Source organism: Lawsonibacter faecis, from assembly GCF_014287675.1.
In the GTDB taxonomy this organism is placed as follows: domain Bacteria; phylum Bacillota; class Clostridia; order Oscillospirales; family Oscillospiraceae; genus Pseudoflavonifractor; species Pseudoflavonifractor faecis.
The window spans coordinates 190455-212525 of sequence record NZ_JACOPQ010000004.1 but is presented as its reverse complement, the minus strand read 5'-3'; the positions used below and the strand labels follow the sequence as shown (position 1 = coordinate 212525).

Genomic DNA, 22071 nt, shown 5'->3' with positions numbered 1-22071 from the left:
CGCACTTAGGCGCCTCCCCTATGAGGGGAGGCCGGGGGAGGCTTCGGCAGGGCGTCAGAACCCCTGAGGGCATTTTTTACTCCCCGCCGTAGACACAGGGCTTGAGGATCCCTATGTAGGGCAGATTGCGGTACTTCTCCGCGTAATCCAAGCCATAGCCCACCACAAACTCGTCGGGGATGGTGAAACCGGAGTAGTCCACATGGACATCCTTCACCCGGCGGTCGGGCTTATCCAGAAGGGTGCACAGCTTCACGGAGGCGGGCTTGCGGGCCTTCAAAATCTCCAGCAGGTAGCTGAGGGTGTTGCCCGAGTCCAGAATATCCTCCACCACAATGATGTCCCGGCCCTCGATATCGTCGGACAGGTCCTTGGTGATCTGCACCTGACCGGAGGACTTGGTGCCCGCGCCGTAAGAGGAGACCGACATAAAGTCCACCGTACAGGGCAGGGTGATCTTCCGCGTCAGATCCGCCATAAAGACGAAAGAGCCCCGTAGGACCGAGATGAGCACCGGCTCCTTCCCTGCGTAGTCCCGATTCATCTCCGCGGCGATCTCGCCGATGCGCGTGTCGAGCTGCGCCTCTGTAAACAGTACGCGCTCAATATCCTGATCCAACATCGTTTTCATCCTTCCATTCTCTCTTTCATGGGGGTAAAAAGCAACTCATAACCGGCCCGGTCCGGCCGGGCCAGATATTTTTCCTGCGCGCCCAGGCCCGCCACGGCCAGCAGCTCCCCACCGCAGGCCAGAACGGGAATTCTCTCCCGGGCGTAGCGGGGGATCTTCTCGTCGATGAAGAGCTTCTTCACCGTCTTGGTGCTCCGGCGGGGGAGCGTGATCTCATCCCCCTGGGCCCGGGGGCGGAGGACCGCGCCGCCCTCCAGAGCGGCGGCCTCCAGGATGAAGTGGTATCCGTCCGGCCGTGCGTCCGCCGGACCGTCCGCCGGGCGGCACTCCACCCGCCAGTCCCCCGCCCGGGTAACGCCGTCCAGCTTCAGCGGCACGGCCTCAAAGGGGGGGAGGGGGTCGGCCTGCCGGGTCACCAGCAGTTCCTTATATACCCGCTGGGCCATACGGCCGCCCGGCAGGAAGGTTACCGCCGAGGGGTCGTCTCCCCGGCAGAGGTCCACGATGGCGTTTAGGTGGGCGGCGGAGCAGTCGGTATCCCCGTCCCCCATCATCTCCAGCAGCCGGCGTGCGGCACGGGGGGCGATGGCAGCGGGGAGGGCGGCGATGTAACGGGCCTCTATCACCAGATCGTCCTCCGCCCAGCGGGCGTTGAGACAGGCCTCGGCGGCCCGGGCGTTGAGATAGTCGTTGTCGTTTCTCAGGTAGCGGATGGTGTCCGACAGGCTCTCGGTGAGGCGTGGATTCAGCTCCCGCAGAAGGGGCAGAATCTCCCGGCGCAGACGGTTGCGGGTGAAGGCCGTGTCGGCGTTGGTGCTGTCCTCCACAAACGGGACGCCGTGCTCCGATACATAGGCCTCAATCTCTGTCCGGGGGGTGGTGAGGAGGGGCCGCACCAGCTCGCCCCGGCGGGGGGCGATCCCCGTGAGGCCCTGGAGTCCGGAGCCCCGGACCAGGTGGAGCAGGAGGGTCTCGGCGTTGTCGTCGGCATTGTGGGCCGTGGCGATCCGGTCCGCTCCCAGGCTGCGGGCGGTCTCGCGGAGGAAGGCGTACCGCATCTGGCGGGCGGTTTCCTCCACACCCTGGCCCAGCCGGGCGGCCCGGGCCGCCACGTCGCCGGCGCCTGCATAAAACTCCACGCCGTTTTCCCCGCACCAGTCTCGTACAAACGCCTCGTCCCGATCGGACTCCGCCCCCCGCAGGCAATGGTTATAGTGGGCCGCGGCGACCGTAAAGCCCCGCTCGGCCCCCAGCCGGGCGGCCAGGTGAAGCAGGCACATGGAGTCCGCCCCGCCGGAGACGGCGCAGAGCACCGTCCCGCCGGCGGGGAGCATGTCGTATTCGCGCTCTAAATCCCTAAATTTCTGCAAAGCTCTCAACCTCAAACGCTTTCAAAAAGAAGAAAGAAATGAGAAATAAGCGGCTCGTATCCGCACGTTCTCACACAGCCACCCGCGATTCAACCCGCCGACTCACCTGCTTCTTCTCTTTACACGCTTCTTTGAATCAGTACTCCTCATATCTACGCTCAATCGACGAGAACGTGGTATACTCCGGCAACCACTGCAGCTCCACGGTGCCGGTCTCGCCGTGTCGGTTCTTCGCGATAATACACTCGGCAATATTGTGGGCCTCTGATTCCTTATCGTAATAGTCGTCCCGGTAGAGAAACATGACGATATCGGCGTCCTGCTCAATGGCGCCCGACTCACGCAGGTCGGAGAGCATGGGGCGCTTGTCGGATCGGCTCTCCGGTCCCCGGGAGAGCTGGGAGAGGCAGACCACGGGAACGTTGAGCTCCTTGGCCATGATTTTCAGGGCGCGGGAGATGTCGGAGACCACCTGCTGGCGGTTGTCGCTGCTGCGGCTGGGGCCGCCGGCGGAGGTCATAAGCTGGAGGTAGTCTATGACTACCAGGCCCAGATTATCCACCCGGCGGCACTTGGCGTTCATGTCGGCCACCGAGAGGGACGGGTTGTCGTCAATCAAAATATTGGTCCTGTTGAGGGCCGCGGAGGCCGCGGCTATTTTGCCCCAGTCGTCCTCGGAGAGCTTGCCGGTGACCAGCTTTTTGTTGTCCACAAAGCTCTCGCCGGAGATGAGGCGCATGGCGAGCTGCTCACGGCTCATCTCCAGGGAGAAGAAGACCACCGCCTTGCCCGAGAATTTGCCCGCGTGGAGCAGGACGTTCAGGGCGAAGGAGGTCTTGCCCATGCCGGGGCGGGCCGCCAGGAGGAGCAGATCGGACTTGTTGAGGCCCGCGATGGCCCGGTCCACGTCGGGCAGGCCGGTGGAGAGGCCGGGGATATCGGAATCCTGGGCGGCCAGCTCGTTGAGCCGGTCGTACACGCTTAAAATAACGGTGGAGATGTGCTCCAGGCCCTGGGCGCTGCGGCCCTGGCGGATGGCGTAAATCCGCTGCTCGGCGGCCTCCAGCACCTCCTGGGCGGTGCCGGAGCCCTCCTGCACCAGGGCGGTCAAATCCCCCGCCGTTTCAGCAATCCGGCGGAGGAGGGATTTGTCCTTCATTATCCCCACATACTCGCCCACGTTGGCGGCGGTGGGGGTCACCTGCATGAGCTGCAGGAAATACTCCCGGGTGGCGCGCTCCTCGTGGCCCCGCTGGACCATGTGGTTTGCCACGGTCACGGGATCGATGGTCTCGGAGAAGTTAAACATGGAGATCATCGTCTCAAAGATCTCCCGGTTCTGGGCCATATAAAAATCTTCCGGCCGCAGGGCCTCGGCCACCTCGGGCATACAGCGCGCGTCGATGAGCACCGAGCCCAGCACCGCCTGCTCCGCAGTCACCGAGTGGGGCATCTGCTTGGAGAGAAGTTCGTCCATGATATCACCACCGAATCAAAAGCAAGGTAAGAAGAAAGAAGATGCGCCCGCATATCCCGCGGCCGAAGCAGTTTCTGCCGCTTTTTCTTTCTTCTTTCTCTATTACTCCTCTGTCACCATCACCTTCAGCGTTCCGCTGACCTCGTAGCCCAGCTTAACCTTCAGCTCATAGGTGCCAAAGCTCTTAATGGGCTCGTCCTGGACGATCTTGGTCTTGGCGATGTCGATGCCCTGCTGGGCCTTGAGGCTGTCGGCGATCTCCTTGCTGGTAACCGCGCCGAAGAGCCGCCCGCCGGAGCCGGCCTTGGCGGTCACCTTCACGGTGATCTCCCTGAGCTTGGCGGCGACGGCCTCCGCCTCCGCCTTCTCGGCGGCCTCCTGGGCCTTCCTGGCCTTGTCCTGCATCTTCATGGTATTCACGTTCTCGGGGGTTGCCAGAATCGCCAGCTTCCGGGGAAGCAGGAAGTTGCGGGCGTATCCGTCGGACGCCTCAATCAGCTGCCCCTTCTTGCCCTGGCCCTTCACGTCCTGCTGTAAAATCACTTTCATGGTATTCAATCCTTTCGCTTGTCTTTGTTTTCAACGCAATATCGGGAACGATAAGTCATATCCCTGCAATTTCCAATAAAGTCACTCGTCTTCAAAGTACTGGTCGATGGCCCGCAGGAGGTTCTTCGTCACCTCGTCCACGGTGCCGGGTACCTGAGCGCCTGCGGTGGCGCCGTTGCACTCCCCGTCGGGCCGGGGCCCGGCGGGGGCCCCTCTCTTTTTGATTAATCGCCGGGGCGAAATAAATTCGCCCTCGGCTCCGCGCCAAAAGGCGCGTCCCGCCTCCGGCGGGTCCCTGGCGGCGGCAGCGGGCGGCCTCCGGCGCTATTCATCCTCGAAATATTGATCGATGGCCCGCAGGAGGTTCTTCGTCACCTCGTCCACGGTGCCCGGCACTTGGGCGCCCGCGGTGGCGCCGTTGCCGCCGCCGCCCAGCTTCTCCAGCACCACCTGCACGTTGGTGTCCCCCATGGAGCGGGCCGAGATGATAACCCGGTCGCCGTCGGGGAAGAGGACGAAGGAAGCGTCAATGCCCGCGATGTTCAAAAGCTCGTCGGCAGCCTGAGCCGCGGTTACCCGCCCCACGGTGTGGTCCACCCGGGCGATTGCGATGTCATTGCGGTACATCCGGGCGTTCTGGATGATGTCATACCGGGCGATGGTGCCCTCCAGGTCGTTCTGAAAGAGCTTCTTCACATCCCAGGTGTCCGCGCCGGATCGGCGGAGAAAGGCCGCAGCCTCGAAGGTCCGGCCGCCGGTGCGCATGGTAAACTGCTTGGTGTCCAGCACGATGCCGGCCAGCAGGGCCTCCGCCTCGGTGCGCAGGAGGTCGGCGGGCTCCATGATATACTGCAGAAGCTCGGTGACCAGCTCGCTGGCGGAGGAGGCGTAGGGCTCGTGGAAGTTGAGGGCCGCGTTGGCGATATAGGTGGCCGCCCGGCGGTGGTGGTCGATGACCGCCACCTTGTTGCAGGAGAGGAGCAGCTCCTCCGCCGAGACCTGCTCGGGCCGGTTGGTGTCCACCACCACCAGCAGGCAGTTGGCGTCGGCCAGAATCAGCGCGTCCTGGGCGGTGATGAAGGCCTCCTTGTACTCCGGGAGAGCGGAGAGCTTCTCCACCATGCCGCTGGCCGGGTTCTGGCCGGACTCCCGGATAATGTGGGCGGGAACTCCCCGCTTCCGGCAGACCGACATCACCCCCGCCGCCGCGCCGATACAGTCCAAATCGGGGTATTTGTGGCCCATAATGAACACATGGGAGGCGGAGCCCACCAGCTCTGAGAGGGCGTTTGCCATGACCCGGCTCTTCACCTTGGTGCGCTTCTCCAGCTCCTTGGAGCGGCCGCCGTAGAACTCAAAGGTAAACTTATTCTTCACCACCGCTTGGTCGCCGCCCCGGGAGAGGGCCATATCGATGGAGAGGTTTGCAAACTGGAAGAGCTCCTCAAAGGTGTCCGCATCCTTGCCGATGCCGATGGAGATGCTGGCGGGAATGCCCTTGGAGTTCACCACCTCGTGGACGCTGTCCAGGATGGAGAACTTGCCCTCCTGGAGCTGGGCCAGATACCGCTCCTCAAAGACCAGCAGATAGTGGTCCCGGGTATAGCGGCAGAAGATGCCTCCCACGGGGGAGGCCCATTCGTCCAGCCGGGCGTTGATCTCGGACAGGAGAGCCGAGCTGGCGTTGTCGGTCAGGCCCTTCAAAAGCTCCTCGTAATTGTCCAGCTGGACAATGGCGGCCACGGGGCGGGCGGCGTAGTACTCCTCCCGGACCATGGAGAATTCGGTCACATCCACCCAGTAGGTGGTGGCCAGGAAGGACTGGCGGTTCTTGTCGTCCGTACGGACCAGATGACCGAAGACCATAAAGCGGGAATCCCCCACGTGGACCTCTGTGGGGCACTCGTTCTTCCCCTCCATCAGCCAGCGGGAGGAGAAGTCGGGCACGGCGGCGGAGAGCTTGGTGTCGAAAAGGTGCTCCCGCTCACCGGTGAGGGCGAGAAAGCGCTCGTTGGACCAGATGACCTCGTCGGTCTCCGGCTTGAATATGACCATGGGCAGGGGCGCGTTCACCATGGTGTCCTTGGTGGCCACGTCAATATTGCAGGTCACATTGTCGATATACTTTAAGATCTCCCGCTTGCGGCGGTTGTTGGAGCGGCGGAAGTAGAGGTAGAGCATCACCACCACCGCCGCCTCCGCAATGGTCAGGTAGATGTTGAAGAAGGCGGAGGCCACGGTGAAGAGCACCAAGGCGATAAAATAGAGCCGGAGGCTGGGTTCCAGCAGGTGGCTGAGCTTATTTTTCTTTTTCATCCGGGCTTCACCCCCAAAAATCACGCTCTGCAGGCCATAACAAGAGAGTTTATTATATCAAATTACGCCCACAAATACAAGGAAAGTAAAGTTGAAAAGTGAAAAAGCGAAATCCTGGCCAAGCCCGCCGTGGGCAATGCCGCCGCCGGCTTTTCCGCCGCCCGGCTCCCCGGCGGCGCAGGCTCTGCCGCCGATGCGTCCGGCCCCCTTTTCTGCTCATCGGTTTACCCTTTACTTTCCCGATTGTATCTTACTTTACATTCTTAAAAAGGGCGGCGTGACACAATGAGTCAAAGCCGGCTTTTCCCCCTCCGGTGTTTTCACCCTTGCGGGCGCATTTCTGCGCTGGTATAATGTCAAAACAGGAAACTTGAAATAAAAGAGGAGGCTGTCTCCATGCAGGAATTCCCCATCACCCGGGCCGAGACGCTCAAGCCCAAGCCCGACCCCAAAACCCTGGTCTTCGGCAAGACCTTCACCGACCATATGTTCCTGATGAATTACGAGACCGGAAAGGGCTGGCATAACGGCCGCATCGTGCCCTACGCCCCCCTGTGCCTGGAGCCCTCCGCCATGGTCTTCCACTACGCCCAGGAGGTCTTTGAGGGTATGAAGGCCTACCGCAGCCCCGAGGGCGGCGTGCAGCTCTTCCGGCCCATGGACAACGTTCGCCGGATGAATGAGTCCTGCGAGCGCATGTGCATCCCCAAGCTCCCGGAGGAGACCGCCCTGGAGGGTATCAAGGCCCTGGTGCGCCTGGAGAGCGACTGGGTGCCCAGCGAGAGCGGCACGTCCCTCTACATCCGGCCCTTCATCATCGCCACCGACCCCTCCGTGGGGGTTCACGCGTCCCACACCTACCTGTTCTGCGTCATCTGCTGTCCTGTGGGGGCCTACTACAAGGAGGGCCTCAATCCCGTGCGCATCTACGTGGAGAACGAGGACGTCCGGGCTGTCAAGGGCGGCACGGGGTACACCAAGTGCGGCGGCAACTACGCCGCCTCCATCCGCGCCAGTGCCCGGGCCGAGGAGCAGGGCTATGCCCAGGTCCTCTGGCTGGACGGGGTGCACCGCAAGTATATCGAAGAAGTCGGCTCCATGAACGTCATGTTCAAGCTGGACGGCGAGGTGATCACCCCCGAGCTTACCGGCTCGGTCCTGCCCGGCATCACCCGCCGCTCCTGTCTGGAGCTGCTGCGGGACTGGGGCATCACCGTCCACGAGCGGCTGATCTCCGCCGAAGAGCTCTTCGCCGCCGCCCAGGCGGGCAGGCTGGAGGAGGCCTGGGGCACCGGCACCGCCGCGGTCGTCTCTCCCATCGGCGAGATGGGCTGGAAGGATCTGCACGTGGGCATCAGCGGCGGCAAGATCGGCGGCCTGACCCAGAAGCTCTACGATACCCTCACCGGCATCCAGTGGGGCACCGAGCCCGACCCCTATGGCTGGACCGTGAAGCTCTAAACCAGAATGATGCGGCCCCCTCGGCGGACAGACGCCGAGGGGGCCGCTTTTTGTCGGAAAACAGGTTCCGGGGGAGGGCGCGGCGCCAGTAGGTGCGCGCCCCTCCCGGCTGTGCCGGCAGGGGGCCCCGTGCTTTATATCTGCCCGGGGCAAATGAATCGCCCCGGCATCAAGGTTTTCCACGCCTGCGGCGGGGAAAACGCTTGTACGCGCATACGCGCGCCGTCGCGTCCCCATCGGCCTCACTCGCACTCCAGATACAGCGCCGCCAATTGAATCGTATTTTTCATCCCCTCCCAGCGGGTCCGCGCCCCGCCCGGCCGAGGCCGGGCGGGGACCCCGAAGTGACTTCATCTGCCGGGGACGAGTGAATCGTCCCCGGCATCAAGGTTTTCCACGCCTGCGGCGGGGAAAACGCTTGTACGCGCATACGCGCGCCGTCGCGTCCCCATCGGCCTCACTCGCACTCCAGATACAGCGCCGCCAATTGAATCGTATTTTTCATCCCCTCCCAGTGGGTCCGCTCCATGCCGTGGGAGGCGTGGACGCCGGGGCCGATGAGTGCGGCACGGACGTCCAGCCCCGCGTGCCAGGCCACGCCCGCGTCGGAGCCGTAGTGGGGGTAGATGTCCACCGCAAAGTCCACGCCGTTGGCCCTGCTCAGCTCAATGAGCCGGGAGGTCATCTCATAGTCGTAGGGCCCGTTGCCGTCCTTGGCGCAGATGGAGACCTGGTACTCGGTACAGCTGAGGTCCAGGCCCACGCAGCCCATATCCACGATGAGCAGCTCCGAGAGGTCCCGGGGCAGGGTGGCCCCGCCGTGACCCACCTCCTCATGGACGGAGAAAATGAGCTTGGTGTCGCATTTCGGCCTCAGGCCCTGGTCACGGAGGAGCTTGAGCAGGGTGAGCATACAGGCGGCGCTGCCCTTGTCGTCGATGAAGCGGGACTTTAAAAACCCGCTGTCGGTGACCACAGTCTTGGGGTCGAAGCAGACGAAGTCCCCGGCCCGGATGCCAAGGGCCTCCACGTCCTCCCTGCTTCTGACCACCTCGTCGATCCGCACCGCCAGGTTCTGCTCGTCCCTGGCGCGGGTGGCCGCGTCGTCGAAGACGTGGGCGGCGGGGGAGAGGGAGAGGACGGTGCCGGAATAGCTGCGGCCGTCCCGGGTATAGATTTTGCAGTACTCGCCGTCCAGGGTGGGGAGGATGGGCCCGCCGATGCGGGTGAGCATGAGCTGTCCGTCTCCGGTGATGGATCGGACCATCAGGCCCAGGGTGTCCACATGGGCGCAGAGGCCGACCGTCTTCCCGCTCTCCCGGCCGGGCACGTCGATGGTGATGTTTCCCTTGTTGTTTCGGGAGACGCAGTAGCCCAGCTCATGGGCAATCCCCTCCACCACACGGGCCACCTCCTCCGTGTACCCGCTGGGGCTGTCGGTGGTCAGCAGGCGCATGGCCGTGTCCATTAAAAAAGCTCTGCAATTTTGAGTGTCCATTGAATCCACACCTTTCCTTGTGCTATACTTTCTATATCATACCGTTATGGTGTCTGAATTACAAGTGAGGCGACATCTCATGCCGGAAGAAAAAACCAATGTCATGCGTATTCTTGACCAGAAGAAGGTCCCCTATACCGCCCACGCCTACCCCTACTCGGGCGGGCCGGTGGACGGCCCCCATGTGGCGGCCCTGCTGGGCGTGGAGCCGGAGCGAGCCTTCAAAACCCTGGTAACCCGGGGCGCCGCCGGGCGGCATTACGTCTTTGTGGTGCCCGTGATGAGGGAACTGGATTTGAAGGCCGCGGCCAAGGCGGTGGGGGAGAAGTCCATTGAGATGATCCGGCTGGCGGAGCTGCAGCCGCTGACGGGATATGTCCACGGCGGCTGCTCCCCGGTGGGCATGAAAAAGCAGTTCAAGACCGTCATCGACGAGAGCGCAAGGGGTGTGGAGCGGATGGTGGTCAGCGCGGGAAAAATCGGCTTCCAGGTGGAGCTGGCCCCGGCGTCCCTGGCGGGACTAATCCGGGCCGTGTTCGCCCCGGTCAGCAAGGAATGACGAAAACCGCCCGGTTGCTGCCGAAGAATTTGAACGATGGAGCGTAGGATGGTATGAGCAGACCGGTTCAAGCCTTGATTTCAACGGCAGCCGCGGGATTCGCCGGCATCTATATCGGCGCCGCCTTCAATCTGGAAGGTTATTTAGGGATTATTTTGTCAATTGCAACTCTGGGCTTTTTTATTATCCAGGCGATTGAGGATAAGAACACAAATCAATAAAAAAGATTGCTTTGAGGACGGAACCTTTTTTTCTCCGGTTCGTCTATGTTCGTGGTCGGGCCCAGCCCGGCCGGTTTGAGAACCTTACAAAAGGAGAAATAACATGAAGAAATTCGGTACCGTCGCCCTCTCCCTGGCCCTGGCCGCGTCCCTCACCGTCCCCGCCTTTGCCGCGGACGGCCTGCTCATCTCTCCCGCGCCCGCCGGGGATGCTGGGGTCATGCCCATCTCCGCCCCCCTGACTGGCGGCTACGCCGCCAAGCTGGTGCTCAATGGGAGCGAGCTGGACAGCTCCGCCATCCCCGCCGCCGTGAGCCCCGATATGGTGCCCCTGCGCCTGGTGGCTGAGAGCGATCACGGCTCCGCCTCCTGGTTTGAGGAGGAGAACCAGGGCTTCTTTTATCTGGGCGACGCCCGCATCATCGTCAACTTTGCCGACAACACCATTCTGGTGAACGACGCTCCGGTGGAGGGCCTTGCCGAGGTAGTCAGCGGCGTGACCTTCATCCCCGCCGGCGTGCTCAATCTGGTGGAGGGCTTTGAGGTGGCCGCTGACGGCGACAGTTTGACCATCACCACCCCCAATAACGATCCCATGATCAAGCTGGCCTACAGCATTATGGACGCCTCCGGCATCTATGCCGGCATGAAGAGCGACATATCCGTCTTTGCCGAGAACTTCAGCCTCGCCGAGGGCACCTTTGAGAAGGGCTTCATGTTTACCGGCTTCAACACCACTCCCGACCGCCTTCTGGTGGCAAAGCTGGCCGACGGCGCCGACGTGGACGCCGTGAAGGAGGCCATTGAGACCGACCGCCAGGCCCAGGAGGACACCTTCTCCTGGTACCTGGCCCACAACCTGCCCAAGGTTGAGGCCGCGCAGGTCGTGGTGAACGGCGACTACGTGCTCTATGTCATCGGCGAGACCGCCGAGAAGGGCGTGGAGCTCTTCAACGACTTCGCCGAGGCCCAGAAGTAAGCATCCCATACCGCGATAAAGGGCGTGCCGTTTGGGAAAACGGCACGCCCTTTTTTGTGACCGGAAACTGTGTTATCATCAGGAGGAATAAACGCACGGGAGTTGAGCTCATTTGAAAATTCAGTCCTTGTCGGTGGTCGTACCCGCGGGGCGCTGCATCAACAACTGCAAATTCTGCGTGGCTCAGATGGTGGAGGAGCGCGCCTGGAGTACGGCGCGATGAAGTACTCCGTGATGAATATGTCCACGGTCCTGGACGAGGACTGCATGGCCAAGGCCGACGGCAGGGACGAGTACAAATATCTCATCCTGCGCCCTAACCGCAAGCTCTACAGCAAGTGGGACGACCCGGCCAGCCTAATTTTTTAGCTGCTGTTTGGGAGGCAAGGTATGTACAGCATCTTATTTGTGTGCCACGGCAATATCTGCAGAAGTCCTATGGCGGAATTCGTGTTAAAGGATATGGTGGAAAAGCGGGGGCTGGCCGGAGCGTTTTACATCGCCTCGGCGGCCACCAGCCGGGAGGAGATCGGAAACGGGGTGCACCCCGGCACCCGGCGGAAGCTGGCGGAGTTTGGAATTTCCACGGCGGGCAAGCGGGCGGTTCAGCTCACCGCGGCGGACTATGATAAATACGACCTGCTGCTGGGCATGGACGGCGCGAACCTGCGCAATATGCGGCGGATACTGGGCGGGGACCCCGAGGGAAAGGTCAGGCTGCTGCTGGACTTCACGAACCGCCCCGGCGAGATCGCCGACCCCTGGTATACCGGGAATTTTGACCAGACCTACATCGACGTGCGGGACGGCTGCGCCGCCCTGCTGACGCGGCTTCTGGGCGAGCGGTGATATGGCGCATGCGAAGCTGCCCCGGCTGAGCCACCACCCGGAGCAGCAATGTTATCAGTTAAGGCTCTCAGCGCGTTTTCTACCCCAATCTGTCATTCAAATCCGGTCGCACAGCGCAGCCTTCGGCGGCTTTGCCGCCTTACGGATGCGTCGTACCCCTTGCGGGAGCACCGGCGAAAAATGACAGATGAATGGGAAAGCGCTTAACTAAATGACATTACCCGGAGCAGGGGCGATTTCTGCCGCGTGGTTTCTCCAAGAATGGGGCATCCCACGCACCGCCCGACGGACCACTCCACCGTCCTCCGAGAGATGCGGGCGGATATTTCTCTGAATGGCAGAGGGGGACGGGCGACTTTTCTCACCAAATTGAGCTCCATCCGTCATGCCGCTTGTCCAAGAAGCCCCAAGGGGCTTCTTGGACAAGCGGCGAGGAGGCCGCCTCAAACGAGGCGGCCTCCTTCTTTCTTTGATTTGGCCGCTCTGCCCACCAGAAGGTGTTTGACGGCTGCGACCGGGTGGTGGAAGAGCATCCGGGGCCCTGCGTAACGCATGACGGCCCGAATCTGCTCGCGCATCTCCGGGCGGTAGCAGTGGGTTTTGCAGGCGGAGCAGAAGGTCTTGGTCTCCATGTGGGGGCAGCGGGCGATGCGCCCGGCGGCGTAGCCGTACAGCGCCTCACAGCCCGGGCATAGACCGCTTTGTTTTCCGTGGTTTCCCCTGCAGTAGAGGCCCACCATCAAGCGGATCATTTCCAGTTCCTCCTGCCGCTTCCTTTCAGCGGTCTTTGCCATCAGCTCACCCGCCCGGAGTTCATCTTATAGACGATGTCCGCCACGCCCATGGTGGACGCGCGGTGGGAGACCAGCACGATGGTGCGCCCCGCCCCCTCCTCCCGGAGGGCCTTGAGGATTATGCCCTCGCTGAGGCTGTCCAGATTGCTGGTGGGTTCGTCCAGCAGGAGAAAGGGCGCGTCGTGGAGGAACGCCCGGGCCACGCCGATGCGCTGCCGCTCCCCGCCGGAGAGGGTGTCCCCCAGCTCGCCCACATGCGTGTCGTACCCCTGTGGGAGAGTGAGAATAAACTCGTGGAGGGCCGCCTTTTTCGCCGCCGCCTCCACCTGTTCCCGCGTGGCGTCCAGCCTGCCGATTTTAATATTATTTTCAATGGTGTCATGGAAAAGGATGGTCTCCTGGGTGACGTAGCTCTCCAGGTCCCGGAGACAGGCGGTATTAAGCTCCTTCACGTCGGTGCCGGACAGCTCCACCGCGCCGCTCCCCACGTCCCAGAAGCGCATGAGCAGCTTCAGCAGGGTGGACTTGCCAGATCCGCTGCGGCCCGAGACACCCACAATCCTCCCCTCGGGAACGGAGAGGGACACGCCGTCGAGAATCGGCTCCGCGCCGTAGGAGAAGTCCACCTTCCGGCACTCGGCGCCGGTGAAGGCAGCTTTCTTGCCGCCGGACACTTCCTCCACCTGGGGCTCCTCCTCCAGCAGATCCAGCACACGGTCTCCGGAGGCAAGTGTGAGGAAGAGGTTGTTGGAGAGGTTGGAGAGGGCCGTCACCGGGCCGAAGGAACTCATCATGGCCACGGTGGGGATCAATACCCCGGCAAAGCTCACCGCACCCAGGCTGTAGAGCCAGAGGGTTACCGCCAGCATGGCCAGGGAAAAGAGTAGGATGGCCGCCCCGGTCACGCCGGTGATGATTCCCTCCACATCCTTGAGCTTACGCTGGGTGTCGTCCAGGCCGTCGGTGCGGTCGGCGACATTTTTCCGCCGGGCCTCGCCCGTGCCGTACTGAATGCTCTCCCGCAGGCCCCGCAGGCTGTCCAGAAAGTAGGCGTTCAGCGCGCCGAAGCCCTTTCGGGCCTCCATGCCCGCGTCCCGGCCCAGCCGGGCGGTCAGCAGGGGAATCACCGCCCCCACGGTCAGGTACCCCAGGAGGGCCAGCAGACCCGGTAGGGGGTGGTAGCTCCACAAAAACGCCGTCATGACGGCGGAGGCCACCGCCGCGATGGCGATGGGGGAGATGGTGTGGGCGTAGAAGACCTCCAGCAGCTCAATATCGCTGGTGATAACGGAGATTAACTCCCCCTTCTCCTTACCCTCCAGCTTGGCTGGTGCCAGCCTCCGCAGGGCGGTAAAGACCCTGTCCCGGATGTGGGCCAAGAGCTTGAAGGCGATGTAGTGGTTGCTGCGCTGCTCGGCGTACCGCAGCACGCCCCGGAGGATGCCGCAGACCGCCGCCAGGACCAATGCCGCCGTGACCCCCAGAGGGGCGGGGAGGGCCAGGGCGTCCAGCAGGGCCCAGCCCCCCAGCACGGGGATGAAGATGGCGCAGAGATAACCCGCCACCCCCATTAATACTGCCAGCAGCATAATGTGCAGGAGGGGGGCCACCAGGCCGATGAGCCGCCCCATGATGGTCAGACCGCTTCTTCGCACAGGGTTTCCCCTCCTTCCGCGTAGTGTTCCAAGGCCTGCTGCTCCCGGTAGAGCCGGGCGTAGGGGCCGTTTTTCTTCATCAGGGCCTTGTGGATGCCCTGCTCGGCGATGCGCCCGCCCTCCACCATGCAGATAAGGTCGGAATGGACCAGATTGGCGAGCCGGTGTGAGATGAGGAGCACGGTCTTCGTCCGGGCCAGGGCGTGAATGGCCGCCATGCAGTCGGCCTCGCTCTCAGCGTCGATGTTGGAGGTAGCCTCGTCGAAGACGTACACGTCGCTCTCCCGCAGGAGGGCCCGGGCCAGGGCCAGCCGCTGCCGCTGGCCTCCTGAGAGATTGCCGCCCTGCTCGGTGAGGACCGTGTCGAGCCCCCGCTGGGTCTGGAGGAAGCCCAGAAGGTTCACCTCCCGGAGCACCCCGTTCATCTCGGCCTCGGTGGCATCCCGCTTGCCCATGCGCAGGTTCTCCGCCACGGTGCCGCCGAAGAGATAGCTGTCGTGGGAGACGCGGGTGACGCGCCTCATCAGGCCCTCGGTGCAAATCTCCGAGAGCTCCTGATCCCCCAGGCGGATGCTGCCGGTATAGCCCCGGTTTTCCCCCAGGAGCAGGCCCGCGATGGTGCTCTTGCCGCTGCCGGAGACCCCGGCGATGGACACAAATCCCCTGGGCGGCACGGTGAAGCTCACGCCGCTGAGGACGGTCCGCTCTCCGTCGTAGGAGAAGGACACATCCTCAAACCGGATGGGGGCCTCGCCGGGTGCGGACTCCTCCCGGCCGGCGGGGGGCTCGTCCAGATTCAGAATGCGGAAAATCTTCTCGCTGGCGGCCATGCCGTTCATGGCAATGTGGAAGTAGGACCCCAACAGCCGCAGGGGGATAAAGAACTCGGCGGAGAGGAGGATCACCGCCACCGCCCCGGCCAGGTTGAGCGTCCCGGACCGGAGGCCGGTGACCGACAGAATGACGCCCAGTGCCGCCCCGCCGAAAGCCACCAGGTCCATGACGGTAACGGAGGAGAGCTGCATGGTGAGAACCTTCATGGTAATTTTGCGGAATGCCTCCGCCTGACGGTTCATCTCCTGGTGTTTGGCCCCGTCCGCCCCGTAAATTTTCAGGGTGGTGAGGCCCTGGAGGTTCTCCAGAAAGCAGTCGCCCAGGCCGGCGTAGGCGCTCCAGTACCTGCCCAGGAGCTTTTTCGCCACCTTCTGGATGGCGATGATGGACATGGGGATGAGGGGCACGCAGCACAGCAGGGCCACGGCGGCGGGGAGGTGGACGGGGGCCAGGACGGCGAAGAGGGTCACGGGGGCCAGGAGGCTGTAGAAAAGCTGGGGCAGGTAGCGGCCGAAGTAGGTCTCCAGCTGGTCCACGCCCTCGGTGGAGACCTGCACCACCTCGCTGGTGGAGACCCGCCCGGTATAGGACGGGCCCAGCCGCAGCAGCTTTTCGCAGATCCGGTCCCGCAGGACCTTCTTTACCCGGGAGGATGCCTTATAGGACATACGGGCAGCGGCCCCGGCGCACAAAAAGCGCACCAGCACCGCGGCGGCCACAGTGAGGGCCGTGAGGCCCAGGCCCCCGGCGGTCCAGGTCCCGTCCAGGGCGGCGTTCAGGAGACTCGCCACCGAAAAAACTGCCGCCACGTTGGCCAGCAGGCCAACCCACTGGCAGGCCACATTGCCCGCGATATACCGGGGGGCCTCCTTGACCGTGCCGATGAGTCGCTTATCAATCATCATAGACGGGCGCGGCCTCCTCTCGGATGGTCTTGATGCGGGTAAAGAAATAGAAGTACTTAAAGGCGATGAGGCAGAGAATGAAAATCCGCATGGGCAGAATGGGCACCAGCACCATGGCGAGTATGAGCATGCCCGAGGCGGGGAGCAGGATGCACAGCTTGGTCCGCAGGGTCATTGCCCGGCTCTTTACGAAGCTGTCCAGGTGCTTTTGGTAGAGCTTGGTGCCCAGAAACCAGCGGTGGAACCGCTCCGACCCGCGGGCAAAGCAGGCCCCGGCCACCAGCAGAAAGGGGGTGGTGGGCAGGACGGGCAGAACGACCCCCACCGCGCCGATGGCGAGGAACAGGAAGGCCAGGGCCAGATAGACAATTTTCATATCTTCACTCCTAATAGCTAAGGGCAATTTGGGAACAGCCAAAAAACGGCGGGCGCGGGAGAGGGTCCGCACCCGTCGTTCTTTGGAATTTTGGGGGGAGAATCCGTTCGGTCGCTGAACCGGTTGGTCAAGGGCGTGGACCGCCCTTACAAATCAATGGGATTGCTTGCTGCCGCGGCCGCAGCAGCTGCTGCAGTCTCCGCTGCAGCCCCCGCCGCCGCAGGAGCAGCCTCCGCCGCTCTTGCGGCCTCTCCAGAGGGATCGGGCCGCGAGGACTGCCACGGCCAGGAGCAATAGGCCGACGATGATGGTACCGGGACTGGGCATGGGCAGGCCCTCCCTTTCAATCAATTTTCCCGGGGAATTTATCGGTTTTACACTTCCGCACGGGCCGCGTCCACGGCCCGAAGGCGCTCGCCCCCGCCCTGATAGCCCTTGCGGAACACCAGGTAGATAAGGCCGATGAGCAGCAGCGCGGCGATAACGGTGAACACGTTAAAGGCCACCTCGCCGATGATGAGTCCGCCAATCTGGTAGACAATCATGGCGATGACGTAGGCAAACAGGCACATATAGCCGATGGCGGCCAGGGTCCACCTGGTGTTGTTCATCTCCCGCTTGATGGCGCCCATGGCGGCGAAGCAGGGGGCACAGAGGAGGTTAAAGATCATAAAGCTGTAGGCCGCGATGGCGCTGAAGTCGGCGGCTACCAGGGGCCAGATCTCATTGCCCTCCTCGCTGAGCTCGCCGGCGAAGTGGTAAAGCACGCCAAAGGTGTTGACCACCTCCTCCTTGGCAATGAGGCCGGTAATGGTGGCCACGGTGGCCTTCCAGGCCATGTCGCCCACCCAGCCCAGGGGCGCGAAGATCCATGCGATGGCGTTGCCCACGATGGCCAGCAGGGAGTTGTTGTTGTCCTCCACGGCCTGGAATACGCCGTCCACAAAGCCGTAGCCCTGGAGGAACCAGAGGATGATGGAGCTGAGCAGGATGATGGTGCCGGCCCGCTTGATAAAGGACCAGCCGCGCTCCCAGGTGGCCCGCAGGACGTTGCCCGCGGAGGGCACATGGTAGGGGGGCAGCTCCATGACGAAGGGGGCGGGCTCGCCCGCGAAGGCCTTAAACTTCTTCATGATGATGCCGGAGATGACCACGGCGGCGATGCCGATGAAGAAGGCGGACACAGCCACCAGGGCGGAGCCGCCGAATATTGCGCCGGCAAAGAGGCCGATTATGGGCATCTTGGCGCCGCAGGGGATGAACCCCGTGGTCATGATGGTCATCTTTCTGTCCCGGTCCTGCTCAATGGTCCGGGAGGCCATGATGCCGGGCACGCCGCAGCCGGTGGCGATGAGCATTGGGATAAAGGACTTGCCGCTCAGGCCGAAGCGGCGGAAGATGCGGTCCATAATGAAGGCGACCCGGGCCATATAGCCGATGTCCTCCAGGACGGCCAGCAGGAGGAAGAGGACCAGCATCTGGGGCACAAAGCCCAGCACGGCGCCAACGCCGGCGATGATACCGTCCAGAATCAGCCCCTGGAGCCAGTCGGCACAGCCGATGGCGGCCAGGAAATTGCCCACGGCGTTGGGCACCCAGTCGCCGAAGAGCACGTCGTTGGCCCAGTCGGTGCCCATGGTGCCGATGGAGATGGTCCAGCCGCCCATGGCAATGGCATACACCAGGAACATGACCACGGCAAAGAGGGGCAGCGCCAGCACCCGGTTGGTGACAATGCGGTCTATCTTGTCGGAGGTGGTCATACCGGTGCGCTTTTTCTTCACACTGGACTTGACCACCTTGGAGATGTACTCATAGCGCTCGTTGGTGATAATGGACTCTGCGTCGTCGTCCATCTCCTCCTCGCAGGCGCGGATTAGGTTCTCAACGGCGTGGGCGTGGGAGCCCAGATTCAGCTGCTCCAGCACCTTGGCATCCCGCTCGAAGAGTTTAACGGCGTACCAGCGCTCGTTCCGCTCCGGGACCCTGCCCTCGGTCAGGGCCTCAATCTCAGAGAGGGCCTGCTCCACCTTGTCGCAGAAGGTATGCCTGGTGTGGGATGCGGCGTTGGCCTCGGCCAGCTTGATGGCGGCCTCCGCCGCCTCAAGCACGCCCCTGTTTTTGAGCGCGGAGATCTCCACCACGGGACAGCCCATGGCCTCGGACAGCTTCTGGACGTTGATGACGTCGCCGTTCTTGGCTACCAGGTCCATCATATTCAGCGCGATGACCACGGGGATGCCCATTTCGGTGAGCTGGGTGGTGAGATAGAGGTTGCGTTCAATGTTGGTGGCGTCCACCAGGTTTAGTATGGCGTCGGGCTTGTCGTTGACCAGGTAGTTCCGGGCCACGACCTCCTCCAGCGTGTACGGGGACAGGGAGTAAATCCCCGGAAGGTCTGTGACGGTCACATCCCTGTGCCCCTTCAGCTTGCCGTGCTTTTTCTCCACGGTGACGCCGGGCCAGTTGCCCACGTACTGGTTGGAGCCGGTCAGGGCGTTAAACATCGTGGTCTTGCCGCAGTTGGGGTTGCCGGCAAGCGCAATTGTAATTCCCATGTTGGTCTTTCCTCCTCAGCGATTAGCAGAAGCTAACCATTTCCCATTCAAAAAGGGCGGCCCGCGCCGCCCCAGTCAGGCAGTGCAGCAGGCACCCAGGCACGCGCCTCACTCAACCAGGATGTTTTCCGCGTCCCCCTTGCGGATGGAGAGCTCGTAGCCCCGCACGGTGATCTCCACAGGGTCGCCCAGGGGGGCCACCTTGCGGACATAGACGCTGGCGCCCTTGGTAATCCCCATGTCCATAATCCTCCGGCGCAAGGGGCCCTCGCCGGTGAGCTTGGTCACGGTGACGGTCTGTCCGGGCTTTACGCCCCGCAGGGTGCGGGGCGCGGCGGAAACGGCCGCGCTTACAGTCGTACTCACTAAAATCCCTCTTTTCTTCAATCAGGAGGCCTGCACAACGGCTCCCCTCCCGGGGCGGACTCCCGGCTTTTCAGAGCCTTCGCCCACAGACAAAGCAAGCCGCCTGTGGGCAGAGGTTAAATCATAATGCGTCTGGCCATACCCTCGCTCAGGGCCACCCTGGCGCTCTTGACATTGACAATCAGGTTGCCCGCCATTTGGGTGACCACAGTGACCGTGCCACCCTCCACAAACCCCAGGCTCTCCAAAAAGCGCCTGGTCTCATCCTTGCCGGTAATCCGGCGTACGGTGTTCTCCGTGCCCGCTTGGGCCATCGTCAGCGGCATGATACGATTCACCTCGTTTTCAATTTTGTTAGCAACTACTAACCCAGAGTGATTAATTCAGAGGTTAGAATCGGCTAACCTCCTGAAGCAACCGTAGTTTACCACGGCTAACCTTCCCCTGTCAATCCCTTTTCAGAAATTTTTTACAGTGCCGCCCTCCCTTGCGCCGCCGGGACTGTTTCCTTTTTCTCGTCGGGTAAATTTTTGTTGACAGGCAGGCCAAAGGATGGTATCTTGTGCCTATAGTTAGTTTATGCTAACCTCTTTGGGAAGGCGCTGCCTTCTCCTCTTTTTTCTCAATGGTTAGCATAAAGCAACCAAAGGAGGTCTCCCATGTATTCCGCCCGCTTTGAAGAAGTGGTGGTCCGCCACTGTTCCCCCACGCTGGTGGGGATTAAGCCCGCGTGCCTCATCTCTCTGGACGCGGCAGAGTACCCCCGGCTCCCCCGGACGGTGGGGGAGTACACCCGCGCGCTGGGTGAGAAGGGCCTGCGCTTTGAGGTCCTGTGCCGGTGCCGGCGCCGTTTTCTGGTGCTGGTCTTCCGCCCGAAGCTGCTGGCAGAGCATCTCGCCCGGCCACAGGCGGCTCAACTGCTGGCGGATGCGGACTACCCCGGGGACGCGCCGCTCTCCGCACTGCTGCGCCGCCTGCGGCAGCGGCTTCTGGCGGGCGGGGACTTTCCCCACGAGATCGGCCTCTTCCTGGGCTACCCGTCCGAGGACGTGGCCGCGTTCCAGACGGACGGCGGGGCGGGGTGCCGCCTGTGCGGGTACTGGAAGGTCTACCACGACGTGGAGGGCGCCCGGCGGCAGTTCCTCCGCTACGACCGGTGCCGGGACGCGCTCCTGGACCGGCTCCGGGCCGGAATGACGCTCTCACGGCTCTTCGGCGTGCCCAGCGCGCCGGCGGCGTGAAGAGATATCCACATTTTATGACTGTATGGAGGTTCTTTTTATGAGCAAGCTCGCCGTTATCTACTGGTCCGGCACCGGCAACACGGAGGCCATGGCTATGGCCGTGGGGGAGGGGGCCAAGGCCGCGGGCGCCGAGGTAAGCGTCCTCACCGTGTCCGAGATCAGCGCGGCTCAGGCCGCGCAGTATGACGTTCTGGCCCTGGGCTGCCCCGCCATGGGCGCGGAGGTGCTGGAGGAGGGCGAATTTGAACCCTTCTTCACCGAGCTGGAGGGCTCCCTCTCCGGCAGGAAGACAGCCCTCTTCGGCTCCTACGGCTGGGGAGACGGCCAATGGATGCGCGACTGGTGCGACCGCGCCCGGGCAGCCGGGGCCGTGCTCTGCGGCGCGGACGGCCTGATGCTCAACGAGGCCCCCGACGACGCGGGACTGGACGCCTGCCGCGCACTGGGCGCAAGCCTCGCCGCACTGTGAGTTGCAGCCTTGACGTACGGGACATAGATAGGCGGGCCTTTTTAAATCCTTCCATTTATGTCCGTTTATTCCACCCGGCGAAAGTCCGTTCCCACATAGGTGCGCACGGCGCCGCCCCGCTCCAGACGGGTGTGCTCCAGCCGGTCCAGGTCCAGGCGCTTGTTCATATGCTGGCTTCTGGCCTGAGTGGAGACCACGGCCAGGCCGGTGGGGACATGGACCGCCCGGACGCCTGTCTCCACCTTGTTCACGTTCTGGCTGCCCTTGCCTCCGCTGCGGAAGGTCTCAACCCGCACCTCATCTCAGTCGTATACGGCATACGCCGCCTCGCCCCAGAGACTCACGTCCACGAGCCGGTTCTTCCGTTTATGCCCGGGCCGGTAGGGACTGCGGCACACCCACCTGACGGCGCCCTCCAAGTGGGATAGGTCTTCATCGGCGCGCAGCAGCACGGACTGACAGCAGTTCGCCCGGCCGCCGGGAACCTTCTCCAGCACCGTTATGCCGGGATACTCGGCCGTCAGGGCCCGGAGCAGCTTGCCCACAGTCGGCTCACATTCCACGGGCCCTAATTGAATATTCATGCTCAGCCCCCCTTTACCCTTATAGGTGATGAAGCCCAGGCCGACCACCAGTTTCTCCGCCACGACGGCGCGGTTGTGCCGGGCCCGGAGCAGGGCGTGGTTATGGTATGCCACCAAGCATTTTATCCAGAGGCAAAAATCTTGATGCCGGGCGGATTCACTCCGCCTGAGCAGATGAAATGCCCTGGAGCGAACCGCCCTTCGGGCGGCGAGGCCCAAAAAGAAGGACACGACTTACGTCGTGTCCTTCTTTTTGGCACGCCTGAGGGGATTCGAACCTCCGACCTACCGCTTAGGAGGCGGTCGCTCTATCCAGCTGAGCTACAGGCGCATATTCTTCTTCGGCGCGTCCGCCGATCTGCTCACACGGTGGAAC

General features: G+C 62.8%; 23 protein-coding genes, 1 tRNA gene and 1 pseudogene. 8 read left to right on the top strand and 17 right to left on the bottom strand.

Going from position 1 to position 22071, the window contains the following annotated elements:
• Positions 1-76 precede the first annotated feature (76 nt).
• From hpt to H8S62_RS06770, 5 genes are all read right to left on the bottom strand, one after another.
• Positions 77-622: a hypoxanthine phosphoribosyltransferase gene (hpt, locus tag H8S62_RS06790; RefSeq protein WP_173023577.1), complete on the bottom strand. Its 546-nt coding sequence runs from the start codon at positions 620-622 to the stop codon at positions 77-79.
• Positions 623-627: 5 nt separating this feature from the next.
• Entirely contained in the window at positions 628-2001 is a 1374-nt protein-coding gene (tilS, locus tag H8S62_RS06785; RefSeq protein ID WP_243255461.1) for a tRNA lysidine(34) synthetase TilS, read from the bottom strand.
• A 136-nt stretch (positions 2002-2137) separates the two neighbouring features.
• Positions 2138-3478, bottom strand: a complete 1341-nt coding sequence (dnaB, locus tag H8S62_RS06780) for a replicative DNA helicase (protein ID WP_155150399.1) — start codon at positions 3476-3478, stop codon at positions 2138-2140.
• Between the two features lie 102 nt (positions 3479-3580).
• A complete protein-coding gene (rplI, locus tag H8S62_RS06775; protein WP_155150401.1) occupies positions 3581-4027 on the bottom strand; it encodes a 50S ribosomal protein L9 in 447 nt (148 codons plus the stop codon).
• 324 nt (positions 4028-4351) lie between these two features.
• Entirely contained in the window at positions 4352-6343 is a 1992-nt protein-coding gene (locus tag H8S62_RS06770; RefSeq protein ID WP_186918831.1) for a DHH family phosphoesterase, read from the bottom strand.
• A gap of 396 nt (positions 6344-6739) precedes the next feature.
• Here H8S62_RS06770 and H8S62_RS06765 point away from each other — a divergent pair, with 396 nt between their 5' ends.
• Positions 6740-7804 (top strand): branched-chain amino acid aminotransferase, encoded by a 1065-nt coding sequence (locus tag H8S62_RS06765; protein ID WP_186918830.1) that lies wholly within the window; start codon positions 6740-6742, stop codon positions 7802-7804.
• 457 nt (positions 7805-8261) lie between these two features.
• Here H8S62_RS06765 and H8S62_RS06760 read toward each other — a convergent pair whose 3' ends face one another.
• Positions 8262-9272: a M42 family metallopeptidase gene (locus tag H8S62_RS06760; protein WP_423788666.1), complete on the bottom strand. Its 1011-nt coding sequence runs from the start codon at positions 9270-9272 to the stop codon at positions 8262-8264.
• A 109-nt stretch (positions 9273-9381) separates the two neighbouring features.
• Here H8S62_RS06760 and ybaK point away from each other — a divergent pair, with 109 nt between their 5' ends.
• From ybaK to H8S62_RS06735, 5 genes are all read left to right on the top strand, one after another.
• Complete coding sequence (ybaK, locus tag H8S62_RS06755) at positions 9382-9861, top strand: Cys-tRNA(Pro) deacylase (RefSeq protein ID WP_155150413.1); 480 nt, start codon at positions 9382-9384, stop codon at positions 9859-9861.
• 53 nt (positions 9862-9914) lie between these two features.
• On the top strand, positions 9915-10082 hold the full coding sequence (locus tag H8S62_RS06750) for a hypothetical protein (protein WP_155150416.1): 168 nt from the start codon (positions 9915-9917) through the stop codon (positions 10080-10082).
• Between the two features lie 103 nt (positions 10083-10185).
• A complete protein-coding gene (locus tag H8S62_RS06745) occupies positions 10186-11061 on the top strand; it encodes a DUF4358 domain-containing protein (RefSeq protein WP_186918828.1) in 876 nt (291 codons plus the stop codon).
• Positions 11062-11280: 219 nt separating this feature from the next.
• On the top strand, positions 11281-11430 hold the full coding sequence (locus H8S62_RS06740; protein WP_155150422.1) for a hypothetical protein: 150 nt from the start codon (positions 11281-11283) through the stop codon (positions 11428-11430).
• Between the two features lie 21 nt (positions 11431-11451).
• Positions 11452-11910, top strand: coding sequence for a low molecular weight protein-tyrosine-phosphatase (locus H8S62_RS06735; RefSeq protein WP_186918827.1), 459 nt, complete (start codon positions 11452-11454; stop codon positions 11908-11910).
• Between the two features lie 443 nt (positions 11911-12353).
• Here the strand turns inward: H8S62_RS06735 and H8S62_RS06730 are convergent, their stop codons facing one another.
• The 8 genes from H8S62_RS06730 to H8S62_RS06695 all read right to left on the bottom strand — a co-directional run bounded on the left by H8S62_RS06730 (position 12354) and on the right by H8S62_RS06695 (position 19724).
• Complete coding sequence (locus H8S62_RS06730; RefSeq protein WP_186918826.1) at positions 12354-12704, bottom strand: nitrous oxide-stimulated promoter family protein; 351 nt, start codon at positions 12702-12704, stop codon at positions 12354-12356.
• Positions 12704-14335 (bottom strand): amino acid ABC transporter ATP-binding/permease protein, encoded by a 1632-nt coding sequence (locus tag H8S62_RS06725; RefSeq protein WP_207723477.1) that lies wholly within the window; start codon positions 14333-14335, stop codon positions 12704-12706. The genes H8S62_RS06730 and H8S62_RS06725 overlap by 1 nt, the downstream gene beginning before the upstream one ends.
• A 5-nt stretch (positions 14336-14340) precedes the next feature.
• Complete coding sequence (locus H8S62_RS06720) at positions 14341-16098, bottom strand: ABC transporter ATP-binding protein/permease (RefSeq protein ID WP_480175763.1); 1758 nt, start codon at positions 16096-16098, stop codon at positions 14341-14343.
• Entirely contained in the window at positions 16088-16474 is a 387-nt protein-coding gene (locus H8S62_RS06715) for a YbaN family protein (RefSeq protein ID WP_186918824.1), read from the bottom strand. The genes H8S62_RS06720 and H8S62_RS06715 overlap by 11 nt, the downstream gene beginning before the upstream one ends.
• 153 nt (positions 16475-16627) lie before the next feature.
• On the bottom strand, positions 16628-16801 hold the full coding sequence (locus H8S62_RS06710; protein WP_186918823.1) for a FeoB-associated Cys-rich membrane protein: 174 nt from the start codon (positions 16799-16801) through the stop codon (positions 16628-16630).
• Between the two features lie 47 nt (positions 16802-16848).
• Positions 16849-19032 (bottom strand): ferrous iron transport protein B, encoded by a 2184-nt coding sequence (feoB, locus tag H8S62_RS06705; RefSeq protein ID WP_186918822.1) that lies wholly within the window; start codon positions 19030-19032, stop codon positions 16849-16851.
• Positions 19033-19140: 108 nt separating this feature from the next.
• Positions 19141-19353, bottom strand: a complete 213-nt coding sequence (locus tag H8S62_RS06700; protein WP_243141954.1) for a FeoA family protein — start codon at positions 19351-19353, stop codon at positions 19141-19143.
• A 161-nt stretch (positions 19354-19514) separates the two neighbouring features.
• Positions 19515-19724, bottom strand: a complete 210-nt coding sequence (locus H8S62_RS06695) for a FeoA family protein (protein ID WP_155150443.1) — start codon at positions 19722-19724, stop codon at positions 19515-19517.
• A 333-nt stretch (positions 19725-20057) separates the two neighbouring features.
• Here H8S62_RS06695 and H8S62_RS06690 point away from each other — a divergent pair, with 333 nt between their 5' ends.
• Complete coding sequence (locus tag H8S62_RS06690) at positions 20058-20639, top strand: DUF3793 family protein (protein WP_155150447.1); 582 nt, start codon at positions 20058-20060, stop codon at positions 20637-20639.
• Between the two features lie 40 nt (positions 20640-20679).
• The gene (locus tag H8S62_RS06685; protein WP_186918821.1) at positions 20680-21111 is read left to right on the top strand and encodes a flavodoxin; all 432 of its coding nucleotides are present in this window, start codon (positions 20680-20682) and stop codon (positions 21109-21111) included.
• Between the two features lie 134 nt (positions 21112-21245).
• On the opposite strand, the pseudogene H8S62_RS18500 reads toward H8S62_RS06685, so the two are convergent.
• The 3 genes and pseudogenes from H8S62_RS18500 to H8S62_RS06675 form a co-directional block, all read right to left on the bottom strand.
• Positions 21246-21407 (bottom strand): annotated as a pseudogene (locus H8S62_RS18500) (peptide chain release factor family protein); the annotation flags it as partial.
• 6 nt (positions 21408-21413) lie between these two features.
• The gene (locus tag H8S62_RS18495; protein WP_341481028.1) at positions 21414-21809 is read right to left on the bottom strand and encodes a hypothetical protein; all 396 of its coding nucleotides are present in this window, start codon (positions 21807-21809) and stop codon (positions 21414-21416) included.
• 140 nt (positions 21810-21949) lie between these two features.
• Positions 21950-22026 (bottom strand) — tRNA-Arg (locus H8S62_RS06675).
• Positions 22027-22071 lie beyond the last annotated feature (45 nt).

Bases quoted from the DNA above. Each gene is read 5' to 3' on its own strand.
- H8S62_RS06690 (WP_155150447.1), top strand. From the start codon at position 20,058: ATGTATTCCGCCCGCTTTGAAGAAGTGGTGGTCCGCCACTGTTCCCCC.
- H8S62_RS06715 (WP_186918824.1), bottom strand. From the start codon at position 16,474: ATGAAAATTGTCTATCTGGCCCTGGCCTTCCTGTTCCTCGCCATCGGC.
- H8S62_RS06745 (WP_186918828.1), top strand. From the start codon at position 10,186: ATGAAGAAATTCGGTACCGTCGCCCTCTCCCTGGCCCTGGCCGCGTCC.
- feoB (WP_186918822.1), bottom strand. From the start codon at position 19,032: ATGGGAATTACAATTGCGCTTGCCGGCAACCCCAACTGCGGCAAGACC.
- dnaB (WP_155150399.1), bottom strand. From the start codon at position 3,478: ATGGACGAACTTCTCTCCAAGCAGATGCCCCACTCGGTGACTGCGGAG.
- H8S62_RS06765 (WP_186918830.1), top strand. From the start codon at position 6,740: ATGCAGGAATTCCCCATCACCCGGGCCGAGACGCTCAAGCCCAAGCCC.
- H8S62_RS06695 (WP_155150443.1), bottom strand. From the start codon at position 19,724: ATGCCGCTGACGATGGCCCAAGCGGGCACGGAGAACACCGTACGCCGG.
- ybaK (WP_155150413.1), top strand. From the start codon at position 9,382: ATGCCGGAAGAAAAAACCAATGTCATGCGTATTCTTGACCAGAAGAAG.
- H8S62_RS06725 (WP_207723477.1), bottom strand. From the start codon at position 14,335: ATGGGGCGGCTCATCGGCCTGGTGGCCCCCCTCCTGCACATTATGCTG.
- H8S62_RS06740 (WP_155150422.1), top strand. From the start codon at position 11,281: ATGAAGTACTCCGTGATGAATATGTCCACGGTCCTGGACGAGGACTGC.
- H8S62_RS06720 (WP_480175763.1), bottom strand. From the start codon at position 16,098: ATGATGATTGATAAGCGACTCATCGGCACGGTCAAGGAGGCCCCCCGG.
- H8S62_RS06760 (WP_423788666.1), bottom strand. From the start codon at position 9,272: ATGGACACGGCCATGCGCCTGCTGACCACCGACAGCCCCAGCGGGTAC.
- hpt (WP_173023577.1), bottom strand. From the start codon at position 622: ATGTTGGATCAGGATATTGAGCGCGTACTGTTTACAGAGGCGCAGCTC.
- rplI (WP_155150401.1), bottom strand. From the start codon at position 4,027: ATGAAAGTGATTTTACAGCAGGACGTGAAGGGCCAGGGCAAGAAGGGG.
- H8S62_RS06750 (WP_155150416.1), top strand. From the start codon at position 9,915: ATGAGCAGACCGGTTCAAGCCTTGATTTCAACGGCAGCCGCGGGATTC.
- H8S62_RS06735 (WP_186918827.1), top strand. From the start codon at position 11,452: ATGTACAGCATCTTATTTGTGTGCCACGGCAATATCTGCAGAAGTCCT.
- H8S62_RS06710 (WP_186918823.1), bottom strand. From the start codon at position 16,801: ATGCCCAGTCCCGGTACCATCATCGTCGGCCTATTGCTCCTGGCCGTG.
- H8S62_RS06770 (WP_186918831.1), bottom strand. From the start codon at position 6,343: ATGAAAAAGAAAAATAAGCTCAGCCACCTGCTGGAACCCAGCCTCCGG.
- H8S62_RS06685 (WP_186918821.1), top strand. From the start codon at position 20,680: ATGAGCAAGCTCGCCGTTATCTACTGGTCCGGCACCGGCAACACGGAG.
- H8S62_RS06730 (WP_186918826.1), bottom strand. From the start codon at position 12,704: ATGGCAAAGACCGCTGAAAGGAAGCGGCAGGAGGAACTGGAAATGATC.